This window comes from Listeria immobilis (genome assembly GCF_014322765.1).
Lineage (GTDB): Bacteria > Bacillota > Bacilli > Lactobacillales > Listeriaceae > Listeria > Listeria immobilis.
Map to the genome: position 1 here is coordinate 14,657 of NZ_JAASTZ010000006.1, position 16,684 is coordinate 31,340.

15 protein-coding genes, 1 tRNA gene and 1 pseudogene are annotated in these 16,684 nt (G+C 34.0%); 10 read left to right on the plus strand and 7 right to left on the minus strand.

The window, feature by feature from the left end:
- Positions 1–24: 24 nt before the first annotated feature.
- The 5 genes from recF to dnaA form a co-directional block, all read right to left on the minus strand.
- Entirely contained in the window at positions 25–1,137 is a 1,113-nt protein-coding gene (gene recF / locus HCJ50_RS05680) for a DNA replication/repair protein RecF (protein WP_185344310.1), read from the minus strand.
- 3 nt (positions 1,138–1,140) lie between these two features.
- Positions 1,141–1,362 (minus strand): S4 domain-containing protein YaaA, encoded by a 222-nt coding sequence (gene yaaA / locus HCJ50_RS05685; protein ID WP_185380429.1) that lies wholly within the window; start codon positions 1,360–1,362, stop codon positions 1,141–1,143.
- A gap of 179 nt (positions 1,363–1,541) precedes the next feature.
- The gene (locus HCJ50_RS05690) at positions 1,542–2,885 is read right to left on the minus strand and encodes an MATE family efflux transporter (protein ID WP_185344308.1); all 1,344 of its coding nucleotides are present in this window, start codon (positions 2,883–2,885) and stop codon (positions 1,542–1,544) included.
- 107 nt (positions 2,886–2,992) lie between these two features.
- Positions 2,993–4,138, minus strand: a complete 1,146-nt coding sequence (gene dnaN / locus HCJ50_RS05695) for a DNA polymerase III subunit beta (protein ID WP_185344306.1) — start codon at positions 4,136–4,138, stop codon at positions 2,993–2,995.
- Between the two features lie 193 nt (positions 4,139–4,331).
- Positions 4,332–5,687, minus strand: a complete 1,356-nt coding sequence (gene dnaA, locus HCJ50_RS05700) for a chromosomal replication initiator protein DnaA (protein ID WP_012984572.1) — start codon at positions 5,685–5,687, stop codon at positions 4,332–4,334.
- Between the two features lie 506 nt (positions 5,688–6,193).
- Between dnaA and HCJ50_RS05705 the strand changes: the two genes are divergently transcribed.
- From HCJ50_RS05705 to HCJ50_RS05740, 8 genes and pseudogenes are all read left to right on the plus strand, one after another.
- Positions 6,194–6,664: a hypothetical protein gene (locus HCJ50_RS05705; protein WP_185344304.1), complete on the plus strand. Its 471-nt coding sequence runs from the start codon at positions 6,194–6,196 to the stop codon at positions 6,662–6,664.
- Between the two features lie 167 nt (positions 6,665–6,831).
- Positions 6,832–6,966, plus strand: coding sequence for a 50S ribosomal protein L34 (gene rpmH / locus HCJ50_RS05710; RefSeq protein ID WP_003718062.1), 135 nt, complete (start codon positions 6,832–6,834; stop codon positions 6,964–6,966).
- Between the two features lie 97 nt (positions 6,967–7,063).
- The gene (gene rnpA, locus HCJ50_RS05715) at positions 7,064–7,423 is read left to right on the plus strand and encodes a ribonuclease P protein component (protein ID WP_185344302.1); all 360 of its coding nucleotides are present in this window, start codon (positions 7,064–7,066) and stop codon (positions 7,421–7,423) included.
- Between the two features lie 40 nt (positions 7,424–7,463).
- Entirely contained in the window at positions 7,464–8,327 is an 864-nt protein-coding gene (gene yidC / locus HCJ50_RS05720; protein ID WP_185344300.1) for a membrane protein insertase YidC, read from the plus strand.
- A complete protein-coding gene (gene jag / locus HCJ50_RS05725; RefSeq protein ID WP_185344298.1) occupies positions 8,324–8,944 on the plus strand; it encodes an RNA-binding cell elongation regulator Jag/EloR in 621 nt (206 codons plus the stop codon). The genes yidC and jag overlap by 4 nt, the downstream gene beginning before the upstream one ends.
- Before the next feature lie 54 nt (positions 8,945–8,998).
- Complete coding sequence (locus HCJ50_RS05730; protein WP_185344296.1) at positions 8,999–9,460, plus strand: ASCH domain-containing protein; 462 nt, start codon at positions 8,999–9,001, stop codon at positions 9,458–9,460.
- Positions 9,461–9,537: 77 nt separating this feature from the next.
- A pseudogene (locus HCJ50_RS05735) lies at positions 9,538–10,073 on the plus strand (GNAT family N-acetyltransferase).
- 182 nt (positions 10,074–10,255) lie between these two features.
- Positions 10,256–12,250, plus strand: a complete 1,995-nt coding sequence (locus HCJ50_RS05740; RefSeq protein ID WP_185380428.1) for a transglutaminase family protein — start codon at positions 10,256–10,258, stop codon at positions 12,248–12,250.
- A 55-nt stretch (positions 12,251–12,305) separates the two neighbouring features.
- On the opposite strand, the gene HCJ50_RS05745 is transcribed toward HCJ50_RS05740, so the two are convergent.
- Positions 12,306–12,378: transfer RNA gene (locus HCJ50_RS05745), tRNA-Val, on the minus strand.
- A 24-nt stretch (positions 12,379–12,402) separates the two neighbouring features.
- A complete protein-coding gene (locus HCJ50_RS05750; RefSeq protein WP_185380491.1) occupies positions 12,403–13,428 on the minus strand; it encodes a LacI family DNA-binding transcriptional regulator in 1,026 nt (341 codons plus the stop codon).
- A 225-nt stretch (positions 13,429–13,653) separates the two neighbouring features.
- On the opposite strand from HCJ50_RS05750, the gene HCJ50_RS05755 reads away from it, so the two are divergent.
- Both HCJ50_RS05755 and HCJ50_RS05760 read left to right on the plus strand, forming a co-directional pair.
- Entirely contained in the window at positions 13,654–15,354 is a 1,701-nt protein-coding gene (locus tag HCJ50_RS05755) for a sugar phosphorylase (protein WP_185380427.1), read from the plus strand.
- Positions 15,351–16,652, plus strand: coding sequence for an ABC transporter substrate-binding protein (locus tag HCJ50_RS05760; RefSeq protein WP_185344288.1), 1,302 nt, complete (start codon positions 15,351–15,353; stop codon positions 16,650–16,652). The genes HCJ50_RS05755 and HCJ50_RS05760 overlap by 4 nt, the downstream gene beginning before the upstream one ends.
- Positions 16,653–16,684 lie beyond the last annotated feature (32 nt).

Genomic DNA, 16,684 nt, shown 5'->3' on the forward strand with positions numbered 1-16,684 from the left:
TTCATCAAATTATATTAACCTAGTTTAGGATTTTTTTACTGTACCTTTTTCCACCTGAAAAGTGGTTGCTTGTTTAAGCGTATCATGATCAATTCCGCTGATACTTGTTGTTGTTACAAAGGTTTGTACTTTTCCTTCGATTGCTCCAAGTAAATGCGATTGACGATAATCATCTAGTTCACTTAAGACATCATCAAGAAGTAAGACTGGATATTCACCAGTTTCTTCATGAATAAGATCAATTTCAGCTAATTTTATTGAAAGAGCTGTCGTACGCTGCTGTCCTTGTGAACCGAAATCTTGCACATTTTGTCCATTAATATAAAACAGAGAATCATCCCGATGTGGTCCAATAAGCGTGACACCACGGTCGATTTCTCTTTGTTTAATTGATTCCATTTTTTGGAGTAGGTCAGCTTTCCATACTTCAGGATCATCACCATTAAGCGAAACGGAAGCTTTATACTCGATTTTAAGTGTTTCTAATCCTCGCGAAATTTTGGTATGAATAGGTGCCGCATAAGCTTCTAATTTTTTAATGAAATCAGCTCTTCTTTTTGTTAAATTAATAGCAACATCCGCAAATTGCTCCGTTAAAATATCAAGCAAAATTGGATCTACTTTACGTTTCATTTGTAACATCTTTAAATATTGATTTCGTTGTTGTAAAATCCGCTGATATTCACTTAGATTATGCAAATAAATTGGCTGCATTTGCCCTATTTCCATATTCAAAAAACGTCGTCTGACTCCTGGAGCACCTTTTACAAGAGATAAATCTTCTGGAGCGAAAATAACCACATTTAAATTACCAACATACTGGCTAAGTTTCTTTTGTTCCAAATGATTTACTTTTGCTCGCTTACCTTTTTGAGTAATGGCAAGTTCTAGTGGCACTGTCTGTCCGCGTTTCACTATCCGACCTTCCATCTTAGCTTCTTCTTTTTCCCACATAATAAAGTCTTTATCATTAGTTGTCCGATGTGATTTTGCAAGAGCTAACATTAACACAGCTTCTAAAAGGTTCGTCTTACCTTGTGCATTCTCTCCAAGAAAAACATTTACAGATGGGGAAAATTCTAGTTCTAAGTTTTCATAATTACGGAAATTTCTTAAAACAATGCTTTCTAAATGCATCAGCTATTTCCCTTGTTCAATTTTTACTTTGCCAATTCCAGGAACCAGGACTACATCGCCATTACGAAGCTTTTTCCCCCGACGATTATCTTGCTCTCCATTGACATAAATTGTATTTTCACTTAGGTACACTTTCGCCATTCCGCCAGTTGAAACTACATCAATCATTTGTAAAAGTTGACCAAGCGTTACGAACTCACTATTTATCTTTACTGTTTCAGCCAAAAATTTCACGCCCAATCTTTTTTTATCACTACCTTTTATTTTACTAAAGTTTTGCCAATAATACAAAGAATATTTTCATATATTCGTTTTTCAGCTTTTTTTAATAAAACTAATAGGGGGATATTATTTATTAAAAAAAATAAAATATGAGCTTCTGAGACGTTTTTGACTAAAATCAGCTATTTTCGCCGAATAACTGCTTTTTTCTTCCAAGCACCTGTTCTATATCTCCAAACACCAAGCATTGTTGCTGTAATCCACGCAACTGGTGTAGCCCACCAAAGACCAATATAACCAATATAAAGGGATAATATAAAACCAATGACCAATCTAGAAACAAGTTCAAAAATCCCCATGGCTAAAGGAACCATAGCATCTCCAGTACCGCGTAAAGTTTCCCGCACAACAAATAATACACCCACAACCACATAGAAAAGGGAGACTATTAACAGATAACTCACACCAATATCAATTACTTCTGTTTCTCCTGCATCCACAAACAACAATAAAAACTGCCGTGCAAAAAGTTGAACTAAAATAGTAATTACCACACTAATTATCGTTACAACCTTAATTCCTGACCAAAAACCTTCACGAACTCGGTCTATTTTTCCTGCTCCAATATTTTGACCAGCAAAAGTAGAGGAAGCCGCGCCAAAAGCAATTCCAGGTTGATATGTAAGAGAATCAATTCGACTTGCTGCAGTATAGGCTGCTACAACAGAAGAACCAAAACCATTAATTAAGCTTTGAAGTGCCATATTTCCAATAGATATAAATGATCCTTGCAAGCCAGAAGGAAGTCCAATTCGAACCATCTCTTTTAAAAGTGGCGGAGAAAGTTTGAATTTTTCTCGTTCTATTCGCATAAACGGCACATGACGATAGGCGTAATAAATAACTAAAACTGCGGCAACGGATTGGGATAGAACAGTAGCAATAGCAGCTCCCTGAACACCCATATGCATATGTACTACAAAAAGAAAATCAAGTGCAATATTCATTAAAGAAGATAAAATCAAAAAAAGCAGTGGGGTAATCGAATTTCCAAGTGCCCGAAGAATTGCTGCCATTCCGTTATATAAGCTCATTGGTAAAATGCCGATAAATAATGTAGTCAAAAATATAGAAGAATCATCCAAAATATTTGCTGGTGTTCTAAGTAAAATAAGTAGTGGTTTTGCTAAAAAAACACCCGCAATCGTTAAAATAATTGCCGAAAAAACCACCGCATAGGTTGCAGTAGCTATAACATCTTTTAAGCGATTGTAATCTTTAAAACCAAAATATTGAGCAACTACAACAGAAATTCCGCTCATAAGTCCAATTATCAAAGAAACCATAAAAAAATTGACTGAGTTTGTCGCTCCAACAGCTGCTAGTGCATCAACACTAACAAATTTACCAACAATAACCGCATCAATCATCGTATAAAATTGTTGGAATAAGTTTCCAATCAACATGGGCATCGCAAATAAAAAGATTAATTTTGTTGGATTACCTGTTGTCATATCCTTCATCATGTTAAGTACTACCTCCATTTGCATAAATATACATTGTTATTCAAAACCTGTACTATAACAAAAAAATCCGCCTTGAAACCAAGACGGATTTGCTTCTTTTTGCAAGATTAGTAAGTTCTAACCGGCGTGATTAGTTGTAAAATTTCATTTGGATTAGTAGCATCTTTCGGTCGAAGTACAAATGGTCTCATTGTACCTGAGAAGGAAATTTGAATATCATCACCTTCGAAAGCACGTAAAGCATCCATCATATATTTACCGTTAAAAGATATTTTAATTTCTTCTCCTGTGAAACTTTGACTGAAAACATTTTCTGAAACATTTCCAACTTCAGGGGAATTAGAAGAAACTTCCACTTGACCATTTTCAAGGGTCATTAATTTGATTACATTATTACGATTTTCGCGAGCAAGTAGGGAAGCACGATCAATCGCTTGTAAAAATGCTTTGGAATTAATAACTAATTCAGATTTCGTATCTGTAGGAATTAAACGCGATGTATCTGGATAACTACCTTCAAGTAAACGAGAATAGAATAATAAATCTTTTAATTTAAAAAGGATTTGATTATTAGCTAGTGTCATTTCAATAGATTCACTTGCATCATCTAAAATTTTATTTAGTTCTGCTAAGCTTTTTCCTGGAATAACAATGTTATATTCTTCATCAATGTCTGTTTCTAGAGGAATTTCACGTAATGCAAGGCGGTGACTATCTGTTGCAACTGCACTAAGTTTATTTTCTTTAATAATCCAGTTCACACCAGTAAGAACAGGGCGAACTTCAATAGCAGAAACTGCAAATACAGTTTGTCTAATAATATTTTTAAGTACATTAATTGGAATTTTAATATTTTTACCATCTGTTACTTCTGGTAACTTAGGATATTCCATTGGATCCAAACCATTTAGTGTAAAGGATGCTTGACCAGAACTAATGTTGGTTTGATAATTTGTTGTAACTTCAATTTCTACATTTTCTTCTGGCAAACGACGAACAATATCACCAAAGTATTTGGATTGAAGAACAATTCCTCCAAAACTTTCTACTTCTACAATTACTTCATCATTTTCAATTAATGGAATAAATGCTTCGATGGAAATATCGGAATCACTACCTGTTAATGTAACTCCTTCATCATTTACAACTATTTTTATCCCCGTTAGAATTGGAATCGTTGTTCTTGCAGAGATGGCACGAGTAACTTCATTGACTGCTTGGACAAGACGATCACGCTCAATAACAAATTTCATGAGTATCCCCCATTTTTATATATTTTGTAAATCCTCAAAAACCTTTAATTAATTAATAAAAAATCGTAGTAATAGTAATAGGCGCTGTGGATTTGTGGATAAGTAGGTTTTAAGCCATGCAACATAAAGTTTTCCACATGTTGATAACTTGTGGGTAAGTATGTTTCAGTTATCCACATTGTACACAGGTCTATTAAAACATATTTTGTGCTTTTCTTAAATTTTTTTCAATTTCAGCAAGGTCATTTTTCAACACTTGGTCGGTTTTTAGTAGTTGTGATATTTTTTCGTGTGCATGGATGACGGTTGTATGATCGCGCCCTCCAAATTCATCACCAATTTTTGGTAAAGAAGCATCGGTAAGCTCTCTGGAAAGATACATAGCAATTTGGCGCGGGAAAGCAATACTTTTCGTCCGTTTTTTTGCTTTAAAATCTTCCAAACGAACATGGAAATATTCGCCCACTGTTTCTTGTATACCACTAATTGTAATAACTTGTGATTTAGAAGAGGGAATAATATCTTTTAGTGCTTCCGCTGCAAGACCAGCAGTGATGTCTTTATTAACAAGTGAAGAATAAGCAACTACTCGAATAAGTGCGCCTTCTAGCTCGCGAATATTTGAATCAATTTGGTTTGCAATGTAAAGCATGACTTCATTTGGAATATCAAGGCCATCTGCTTTTGCTTTTTTACGCAAAATAGCAATCCGCGTTTCTAAGTCTGGTGGCGTAATATCAGTGATTAAGCCCCATTCAAAGCGAGATCTAAGTCGATCTTCCAATGTTGGAATTTCTTTTGGTGGTCGATCACTGGAGATAATAATTTGTTTTTGTTCATCATAAAGTGTATTAAAAGTATGGAAAAATTCTTCCTGTGTTCCTTCTTTACCAGCTAAAAATTGAATATCATCAATAAGTAAAACATCGACATTACGATATTTTGTACGAAATTCTTCGGTTTTATTATCTCGAATTGAGCTAATAAACTCATTGGTAAATTTTTCACTAGAAAGGTACATTACTTTAGCATTATCTTTATGTTGTTGAACATAGTGACCAACTGCGTGCATTAAATGTGTTTTTCCAAGACCTACTCCTCCATAAATGAAGAGTGGATTATATGCTTTTGCTGGTGCTTCGGCTACGGCAAGTGATGCTGCATGTGCAAACCTATTTCCAGAACCAATGACAAAAGTATCAAAAACATAACGCGGATTAAGCATATGTTTACCAATTTCAATACCATCTTCATCAAGTGCTGGACTCGGTTTTATCACAGTGTATTCAAAGTTCTCTTCCTGCTCCCCATCAATAAAGCGGACATCAAATAAGCGACCAGTTATTTCTTGTAAAATGTTAGCGATAAATTGTGTATAGCTTTTTTCTAGCCAATCGCGAACAAAATTATTGGGCGCTGAAATAATAAACGTGTTACCTTCTAATGAATGAGCCGTTGTTGATTTCATCCATGTATCGTAACTTGGTTTACTCATATTTTTTTTGACAATTTGCAGTGTTTCCTGCCAGATGTCTTCAATTGATTGCACCAGTATCCCCCCTTTGTTATGTAATGTAAATGGATGTTTTAAAGTTATCCACAGATAGAAAAAGCCGTGGATAAGGTTATCCAATGACTGTTAAAAAATTATCCACAAAGCGAAAATGTATTGTGGATAACTTTATTTTTCCCCAGCTAAATTTCTATTCGACAGGAATTATAATATCAGAAAATCACTCTGATAGCAAGGACTTACCAAATTTATCCACAAAATTGTCCAGATGTGAAAAACGGTTGTCCACAGCCAGTTAACTTGTGTATAACTTGTGTGTAAAGAAAACTGTAACGAAATTGTTAGATTTAATTATCCACAAGTCATTGTGTGTAAGTTACCACTTATTGTGTATAAAGTAGCACTCAAATATAGTGTTATCCACAATAAAAAGCCTAAAACAGGTAGTTATCCACACCTTCTAGGAAAAGATTTCATTGTGACAATGTGTTAAACTATGTAACAGAAAAGAAAAAAATGAGAAAAAGATGAGGTTGTGTAAAATGATATTTCAACGACTTTTGAAAACAAGAGATATAGAATTTTATCGTGTCATTCAAAACGACAATATTGAAGATGTATTTGGTTATTTGTTAATTTATGATAAACGCGGGCCAGCCAAAATTGATGATTTTACAGTATTTGCAAGAAGTAATATTGATAAAGAAGCTTTTGCAGTAAATATTAAGAAAAATCATATTCATACAATGTTTTTTCATTTTACAGATCTGGAAGAAGAAAGTGAGATTCCGAAATTCACCAAAGTAATTCGTTTTATAGAAGGGTTATTATCTTTTCAACCAGAAACAAGTCATTATGTAGATAACTATTTAATTGATAAAAAGTTAAAATTTGAATATCCAGCTGAGTTTGAGAAAATAGGGGAGTTTGCAAGGTATTTAGTAGAGGTTTCCGGAAGAAAAATTGTTATTCCGGATACTAGTAGAGAAAAATATCTTTATTTAACACAATAAATTTTGAAAAATAGTGTTTCTCGCTTTAAAAATATGATATGATAATGAGCGGAGTCTAAATAGCAATTCGTCTAAGTAGTATTGACAAAAAAGACTAGTTCACGTACAATATCTAAGACTGTCTAATAGATAAATTCGATTGGACCCTTTTATGGGAGGTGTAATTAATGAAAAGAACATATCAACCAAGTAAACGTAAAAGAAAAAAAGTACATGGTTTCCGTACGCGTATGAGTACTAAAAACGGACGTAGAGTTTTAGCAAGTCGTCGTCGTAAAGGAAGAAAAGTTTTATCTGCGTAGACCACTGAAAACGACTCAGTGGTTTTTTTTTTGAGATAGTAAGAAACGACTGAGTCAAACAGCCTGATATTAAGATATGTTAGAAGATGGAGAATATATGAAAAAAAAATATAGAATTAAAAAAAATGACGATTTTCAAAAAGTATTCCGAAGAGGAAAATCTTTTGCTAACCGTCAATTTGTTGTTTATACTTTAAAGCAAGAAGGCAAGGATCATTTTCGGATTGGTCTATCGGTTAGTAAAAAAATTGGAAACGCTGTCTGTCGCAATAGAATAAAACGTTACATAAGACAATCTTTTCATGAACTAGAAGAGCAGATTAACCCTGAAAATGAATATATTATCATCGCCAGAAAACCGGCGGCCAATATGGATTTTCATGAAGTAAAGAAAAGTTTGATACATGTTTTAAAAGTAGGACGTGTTTTAAAACAAAAAACAAACAATTCAAAATGAGTGGAAATTTGAAAAAGGCGAAATGGGAGGTTACATCAATTTGAAGAAGAAAAAGCGATTCAAACAGAAATTGCTCATCGCAAGTCTGGTAATTGGATTAATGGCTGTACTTTCGGGTTGTGGCTATTCAACGGATCCTATTACAAAAGATTCAACAGGATTTTGGAGTCATTATATTGTCTTTCCATTATCTTGGGTTATTACTTGGTTCTCTGATTTATTTGGGGGAAGTTATGCTGTCGGAATTATCGTTGTTACGATTTTAATTCGACTACTAATCATGCCTTTAATGGTGAAACAACTGAAGAGCCAAAAAGCCATGACCAACTTACAACCAAAAATCAAAGAGTTACAAACGAAATATGCATCTAAAGATAATGAAACAAAACAAAAATTACAACAAGAAACAATGCGTCTATATCAAGAAAATAGCGTAAATCCAATGATGGGTTGTTTACCATTACTAATTCAAATGCCTATTTTATTAGGTTTTTATCAAGCAATTAGTAGAACAGCAGAAATTAAGACAGATACCTTCTTATGGATGCAATTAGGTAGCCCGGATCCGTACTATATTTTACCAATTATCGCAGCATTAACAACCTTTGCATCATCAAAAATTTCAATGATGGGACAAACACAGCAAAATAAATCAATGGCAATGATTATTTACATTATGCCAGTAATGATTCTATTTATGGGTATCACTTTACCATCTGCACTTGCACTTTACTGGATTATCGGTAACATATTCACCGTATTCCAAACACTTTTAATTAATAATCCTTTTAAAAATAAACGCGAACAGGAGGCACTTGCTGCTGCTCAACTAGAAGAAGAACGTTTAAAGAAAAAAGCGGCGAACATGAAAGCTTCCAAAAAAGGAGGTAAGAAAAGAAAGTGAGAGATTTAACAGCACAAGGTTCAACGGTCGAAGAAGCCATTCAAAATGCCCTTACTAGTCTAGAAACGACACGTGATAAAGTGGAAGTAGAGATTCTTGATGAAGGTAAAAAAGGTATTTTCGGAATTGGCTCCAGATTAGCCATGGTAAAAGTAATTGAAAAAGAAGATGGAATTCAAGTAGCAATTGATTATCTTTTAGATGTTGCAACAAAAATGGGCGCTGAAATTACCATTGATGTAGAAGAAGCTGGTAAAGATGTGAAGTTACAAATTAAAGGAGAAAGCTTAGGTATGTTGATTGGGAAACACGGTCAAACACTTAATGCGCTTCAATATTTAACCCAATTAATTGCAAATAAAACTACTAGTCAATACAAAAATATTATTGTTAATGTTGGTGATTACCGAGAACGACGTCATGAAACTTTAGCACTTTTAGCTAATAAAATGGCAGATAAAGCTGTTAAAACGAAGCGTGCGGTTCATTTGGAGCCAATGCCTTCTTTTGAAAGAAAAATAATTCATGCTATTTTAAGTGAAAATGAACAAATTGAAACACATTCTGAAGGTCGAGATCCTTATCGTTATATTGTGATTAAACCCGTAAGAAAATAAAGTTTTAGACTGGGGTTTTCAGGAACCTCGGTCTTTTTTTAGGAGGAAATTTAGGTGGAAAAGTATAAAGATTCAGTAAATAAAATGTGGCAAGACTATCGAGCAAAAAATCGGGAAGTTTCAAATAAATTTGAGGCATGGGCATTTGGAGATTCAGCTGAAATGGCAAATGAACTTGGGGAACTTGTAATGGCGGGCACAAAAACAGGAACTAGCAGCTTGTTTTATTGGTATGACCAAGGTGGAGAAACAATGCCATCTGTTGGTTCTTATGTTGTTATTTTAGATGGCGAAGAAGAGGCGATGGGGATAATAAAACTAGTGGATGTAACAATTATGCCATTTAATGAAGTTTCTGAGAGATTTGCTTATTTAGAAGGTGAAGGGGACAGAACACTTGAATATTGGCGAAAAGTACATACTGATTTTTTCACAAATGAGTCGGTTGAACTTGGAATAGATTTTAACGAAGATGTTCTTGTTGTTTGTGAAGAGTTTGAGGTTGTTTATAAATAAAATGTTTCACGTGAAACATTTTACTTTAGCGATGGGATTTGATAAGCTCTTTTTATTAATTGGTCGGAGGTTATCCTATGGAAAATCGAAAGCAAATGGTAAAAACAGAACGACTTTTTTTAAGTGAAATGACTTTAGCAGATACGGAAATTTTATTTGGTTATTGGTCCGATGATTCAGTGACTAGATATATGAATATTGAGCCTTTCCAAAGTTTACAGCCAGTGGAAGAAATGATACGGATGCTTAGACAGTTAGAAATAGAAGGTAAAGCACTCCGTTGTTTATTATTTTACAAGCAACGGGAGAAATTATTGGTACTTGTGGTTTTAATTATATTGATCATGAGAACCAGCGTGCAGAAATTGCTTATGATTTGGGAATGCGTTTTTGGAAGCATGGTTATGCAACAGAAGCGGTACAATCCTTGATGAAATGGGGAATAGAATCATTTAATTTGCATCGAATGGAAGCAAAAGTGGACCCCCGAAATGAAGCATCCATTAGTTTGCTTGAAAAACTGGGTTTTCAAGAAGAAGGGCTACTTCAAGATTATGAGAAAATTGGGACTGAATACCAAGATGTAAAATTATTTTCTTGGTTAAATAAATAGCCTGAAAAAAGTAATCCTAGTTGAAAGGGATTGCTTTTTTAAAATGTGGCGAAATATTCACTAAAATATCAATAATTCAAGTAAGAAAACTATAAATTTGTCGTTATGTCCTTGTTTATGCCCCTTAATTATTGTTAAAATAAGAAGGTCAAAAGAAAAAATATCATATGAGGAGTCCTACTATGGAAAAAAATTATTATTTTGTGAATTCGGATTTAAGTTCTGATAAAACCAAACAAGAAAATATTGATGCTTGGTTAAAGACGCAACAAACAGATTTTTATCAAGCTCAAATTGCACAAGAACGAGATTATTGTTTTTGGTGTGATATGGTGGAAACAGCAAAACCAAATTCACGAACTAGCTATACATCAATGGCTTATACTTTAAATGATCCCAATATGTTAAATTCGGCAGCAAAATCTAATTTTATTTTAGCGGAAGATGAAGTGCTTTATATTCATACTTTATCTGTTGTTCGTGATGGGAAAGTAATTGATAAATTAAATGATATAAATGTGAAAGTGTTAGATTATGTACGCGATGAAAATCAAGCTAGTTTTAATGATGAAAAGAAAGTGACCGTTTTAATTCGCGATTTGCATTTAAATGATATTTTTATTATTGAAACATCAACCGAGCTGAAATATCAAGAAGATAGCATTCGTAATCAATTTTTCCGTTGGATTTATACGTATCCAAACTCGTACTGGGCGTATGGGAAATACCGTTTTGAGTTAAAAAATGAAACTGGGCAACAATTAGAGGTAAATTACAATTATTTCCGTGATGATGAAGGAAAAATTATAGAAAAAGAGCGAGAAATAGTTGAAAATCAAAAGTCATATGTTATTGAAAAAAATTCTTATATTGGAAAAGATCCAAATGAATTGGAACTTTTACCATTTATTGATTTTACGACACAAAAAACGTATCCAGAAATAACGAAAACTGTTAGTGATTTATATCAAAAATTCTATCAAGTGGATGTAACTGATTTTGCAGCTGATTTCATTGCTGAATTAGATGAATTACCTTCTTTACAACATAAAATCCGACATGCTATCGATTTTGTTCAAAAGGAAGTTTACTATTTATATAATGAAGCGGAAATGGATGGGCATGAACCTCAACCGGCAGAAGTTACTTACAATACGAAACAAGGTGATTGTAAGGCGAAAACCCTCTTATTAAAAGTATTATTAGATTATTTGGGAGTAGATTCAGAGTTTATTTTGGTTAGTTATGATAGAGATATCTTTTTACCTGTCTATGCGCCGTCCCCGTTCAATTTTAACCACGCGATTTTAAAAATTAATTATGAAAATCAAGTTTATTTTGTGGATGCGACAATCAATAATGACCAGGGATTTTTAGAAAACCGTCAGAAAAATAGCTTTATGTATTATTTAGAAATTAAAGAAGGTACGGAATTACAAAAACAAGAGCCATTTCAAGATCAAGTGCCATCTGTGGAAGAAATTGTTCGATGTGATGTCAAAGAAAACAAAGGGTATGTTACTTTTGAAAGAAAGTTACGCGGCAGAATGGCTAATGGCTCGCGTGAAATGTTTAAAAATGACTCAATTAAAGATATTATCAATCGTTATAATTTTGCCACATATAGCAATATGACTTTATACAAAAAATATGAAGAAAATGAGATTGATAAATATTTTAGCGATGAATCAATTAAAATAGTGGAAGATAATAAAGAATTAAATGAGCTTTCAATCATATATAAAGCGACTATTTCTGATCCTTATATTGTAGAAAATAAAAACCGTTTCTTACACTACTGGAATTGGGGTAATTTCATTGATGATGGAGCTGAAAAACATTTCCACAAAGATTTCCCGTACTGGGTGGATCGCAATGTTATTAAAATGGAGATTCATTTGACAACAGATAAGTCTATTGATCAGCAAGAATCATTTACGCGGCAAGAATGTGATATTAATTCTAAGTATCTGCAACATCGCGTTACGAAGAAAATCATGAAAAATGGTGCTTCTACTTATTTGGAGTATAAACCATATCATAACCTCACTATTTCAGGAGAAGTTTTGAAAGACTATGTGAAAGTGAATAAAGAGATTCTTAATAGCAATTGGGGTATTGGAATTGATATTATTGAGGATAGCATTTTTAAGAAAATTGGTAAGTTATTTAAATAAAAAAACCCGCATGATAATTGAATTTTTATCATGCGGGTTTTTTGCTGTTATAAAATGGTCCCGACTGGTCTCGAACCAGCGACCCCCACCATGTCAAGGTGATACTCTCCCAACTGAGCTACAGGACCACAAAGTAAATTCAGAAAATAACATTAGCTATTTATTTTCTGAATAGAGTCACGTTCTATCATTTCTGTTTTAATAATCGTTGTTTTTGGTACGTTTTTATCCTGATGAATAAGGCGGAATAGTAATGTAGTCGCTTTTTTTCCTAATTTATTTATGGGTATATCAATTGATGTAAGTGGCGGTGATAGAAATGATGACGCTACTTTATCATTATAACCGATAACAGAGAGATTTGTAGGAATTTGTAAGTCTCTGTCTGCAGCCATTTTGTAAATACTAAGCACTTTTAAATCATCTGTTGCAAAAACGGCGGTTGGTTTATCAGACCCTTCCATTAAGCGTAGTGCGGCGCTGTAACTGTCTTCAATACTATAACCACTATCAATAATCCAGTCATTACGAAGATCTAATTGATGATCAAAAAGACAACTGCGGAAACCAGCAAGGCGATCAATAGAAACATGATAGTTGAGCGGTGCATGAATACAAGCAATTTTTTTATGTCCTTGATTAATTAAATGTTTGGTTAGTGCATAGCTGTCACCAAAATTGTCGGTATCAACAGAGTAGATATTTTTATAACTCCCTTCTACTTTTCCAGTAACAACGATAGGAATGTTATAAGGATCTAATTGATGAAAAAAATCTTCGTCAGCGGGGGAACTAAGCATTATGATACCTTTAATCATTTTTTCTTGGATTTTAGAAAGGCATTTTTTAAGTTCATCTTCGCTATTTTTAGCTGTTTGAAGGATTAAATCAAAATTTTCCAACTCAGCTTGAGTGGAAATGGATTGAATTATTTCTGAAAAGAAAGGATTCCCAGTAGTTGTAGTAGTAGAGCGATTTGAAATAACCATAATAGCATCAAATCCAGAAGAAGTAAGGGCACGTGCCAATTTACTTGGTTGATAATTAAGTTCATCAATAGCTTCTAGTACTTTTCTTCGTGATTCTTTGGAAATGTTCGCTTGATTATTTAGTACTCTTGATACCGTTGATTTTGAAACTCCCGCGTGTTTTGCTATATCATAAATGGTTGCTGCCAAGGTCATCTTCCTTTCTCTATTTATCGTTCCGGTATCGGTTCCGGTCATTATTATCCCTGTTTATCTTACTCAATTTTTAAGAAAAAGTCCAACTAGAGGCTATAGTGCTTTCAAAACACTTCTATATCAACATATCAAAAAAACAATTTAAAATTGTGTTTGACAGAAAGCGCTTTCCATACTATAATTCTTTTTGTGGGAGCGCTCCCGGTTAGGAGGTATATAATGACAAATTTAAGAAAACGCCTTTCGCGATTATATCCGGAAGATGTGGTGGACAGTTTAGCAGTAAGAATCGAAGCGCGAGTAAATGAAACGAAAGAACAAAAGTTAACACGTAAAAACAAGTGGGATGAGAAAGATATTGTTTTAATTACATATGGAGACCAGTTTCAGGAAGAATCAAAAAAAACATTAACAAGTTTTAAGAAAATGTATGATGGTTATTTAAAATCTGTTTTTGAGTTAGTTCATTTTTTGCCATTTTACCCATACTCGTCGGATGATGGATTTTCAGTGATTGATTATAAGCAGGTAAATCCTAAACTTGGTGATTGGTCGGATATTCGTGAAATGGAAAAATCAGCGCGATTAATGTTTGATTTTGTTTGTAATCACATGTCAGCGAAAAGCGACTGGTTTAAGCGATATTTGGCAGATGATCCTGAATTTGCGAACTTTTTCGTGGAGATGGATCCAAAAACAGACCTTAGTTCGGTAACTCGGCCACGTGCCACGCCTGTACTTACTCCATTTAAGTTTGCATCTGGGGAAGAGAAGTACATTTGGACGACTTTTAGTGAAGATCAGATTGATTTAAATTTTGCAAATCCAGAAGTACTTTATAAGATGGTTGATGTGTTGTTGTTTTATTTGGAGCAGGGAGCAGAATATGTGCGGCTTGATGCAGTTGGTTTTATGTGGAAAGTGCCTGGAACTAGCTCGATTCATTTAGAAGAAACGCATGAAATTGTGAAATTATTTAGAGATTTGGTAGATATGGCGGCTCCCGGGACAATTATTATTACGGAAACCAATGTGCCACATGTAGATAATATTAGCTATTTTGGAAACGAAGAAAAAGAAGCGCACATGGTTTACCAATTTCCACTTCCGCCACTAGTATTACATGGGATTCATCATGGCAATGCAGAATTTTTAAGTAATTGGGCTAGAGAATTGGAATTGCCAGAGGGTAAGCGAACATTCTTTAATTTCCTTGCTTCTCATGATGGTATTGGTCTAAATCCAGTTCGCGGAATTATACCAGAAGCAGAAATTTTGGCATTAGTGAATGATCTTGAACAAGAAGGTGCATTAGTTTCATATAAACAGAATCCGGATGGTTCTAAAAGTCCTTATGAAATAAATGTGACATATATGGATGCGCTAAGTAAACAAACTGATAGTGATGCAACTAGATTACATCGTTTTGTAGTGGCACATGCAATATTAATGGCAATACCAGGTGTTCCAGCTGTTTATATTCAAAGTATTTTAGGTAGTAGAAATGATACTGCTGGAGCTTTAAAAACAGGTCAAAATCGTTCCATTAATAGAAAAAAATATGATTTAGCTGAAATTACAGCTGAATTAGAAGAGAATGGCTCTTTACGAAAAGAGACTTATGAAGCATTAACAAAACTGATTAATGTACGAAAAATGGAATCACTTTTCCATCCAGAAATTGAGATGGAAGTTATCGATTCTCCTGCAGAGTTGTTTGTTATCAAAAGATCGGCAGGAACAGAATCTCTTATATTGATTCATAATTTATCTGAGAAGGAAGTAGATTACTCACTAGACAGCGGCGTTTATACAAATATCTATACAAACTCCACTATAACTGGGAGCGATTCCATAAAACTTAGTGGCTACGAATTCTGCTGGCTAAAAACCAAAAATTACAGGGAGGAACAAAAATGAAGAAAAAGAGTCTTGGATTACTTGTTGTTGTGTTGGTTCTAAGTGCGATACTCGCTGCATGTGGAGGGAAAAGTTCTAGCGGTAGTAGTAGCGGTGAAGTAACGATTGAATTTATGCATTCATCTGTTGAAAAAGAACGTTTAGATGTTATTAAAAAATTAATTGCTGATTTTGAAAAAGAAAATCCAAAAATTAAAGTAAAACAAATTCCAGTAGAGGAAGATGCTTTTAATACAAAAGTAGTAACGCTTGCTCGTTCTGGTAAACTTCCAGCAGTAATGGAAGTAAGTCAAGATTTTGCTAAAGTAATGGATAAAGATGAACTAATTGATCAAGATGCAGTAAAAGATGTTATTAAATCCGTGGGAGAAGATAACTACTATGAAGGCGCAACTAACCTAGTTCGCTCTGAAGATGGTGACAGCTATATTGCAGTTCCTCTAAGTGGTTGGATTCAAGGTATTTGGTATAACAAAAAAGCACTTAGTGATGCTGGATTTGAAGAACCTAAAAGCTGGGCTGATGTTGAAAAAGTAGCAAAAAAATTCACAAACAAAGCAGATAAAAAATATGGCATTGCAATTCCAACTGCCGAAAGCACAATTAGTGAGCAAGCATTTTCACAGTTCGCCCTTTCTAACAAAGCAAACGTTTTAGATAAAAAAGGCGATATAACTATTGATACACCAGAAATGAAAGAAGCTTTGCAATACTATAAAGATCTATCAGCTTATACAATGCCCGGCTCTAATGACGTAACAGAAATTAAGGACGCGTTTATGAATGGAACGGTTCCAATGGCAATGTATTCTACGTATATTCTTCCGTCAGTCTATGAAGAAGGAGATCCATCTAATATTGGATTCGCCATTCCAGAAGAAAAAGAGAAAGCAGTTTATGGAACAGTTTCTGGCTTAACTATCTCAGCTGGTTTAGATGATGAACAGAAGAAAGCAACAAAGAAATTTATTGAATATCTATCAGAACCAAAAAATATGACAACTTGGGTACTTATGTCTCCAGGTGGCGCTCAACCAGTAAATAAAGAAGTAGTAGAACAAAAAGCTTACAAAGAAAATGAAGTAATTAAATCGTTTGGAGATCTTCCGAATGAAATTGCAGCTTCTTTCAATGACATCCAAGTTTTTGGGCTTGTTGACGGTAAAAACTTCACGAAAATGGGAGATATTACTAGTTCAGGAATTATTGCCCAAATGGTTAATAATGTAACTGTTGGCGGCGGGGATGTTTCAGATGATCTAAAAGCTGCGCAGAAAAAAGCCGAAGAAGGTAATTAATAAAATAGCGGGGAGAATATAGGTTTCTCCCC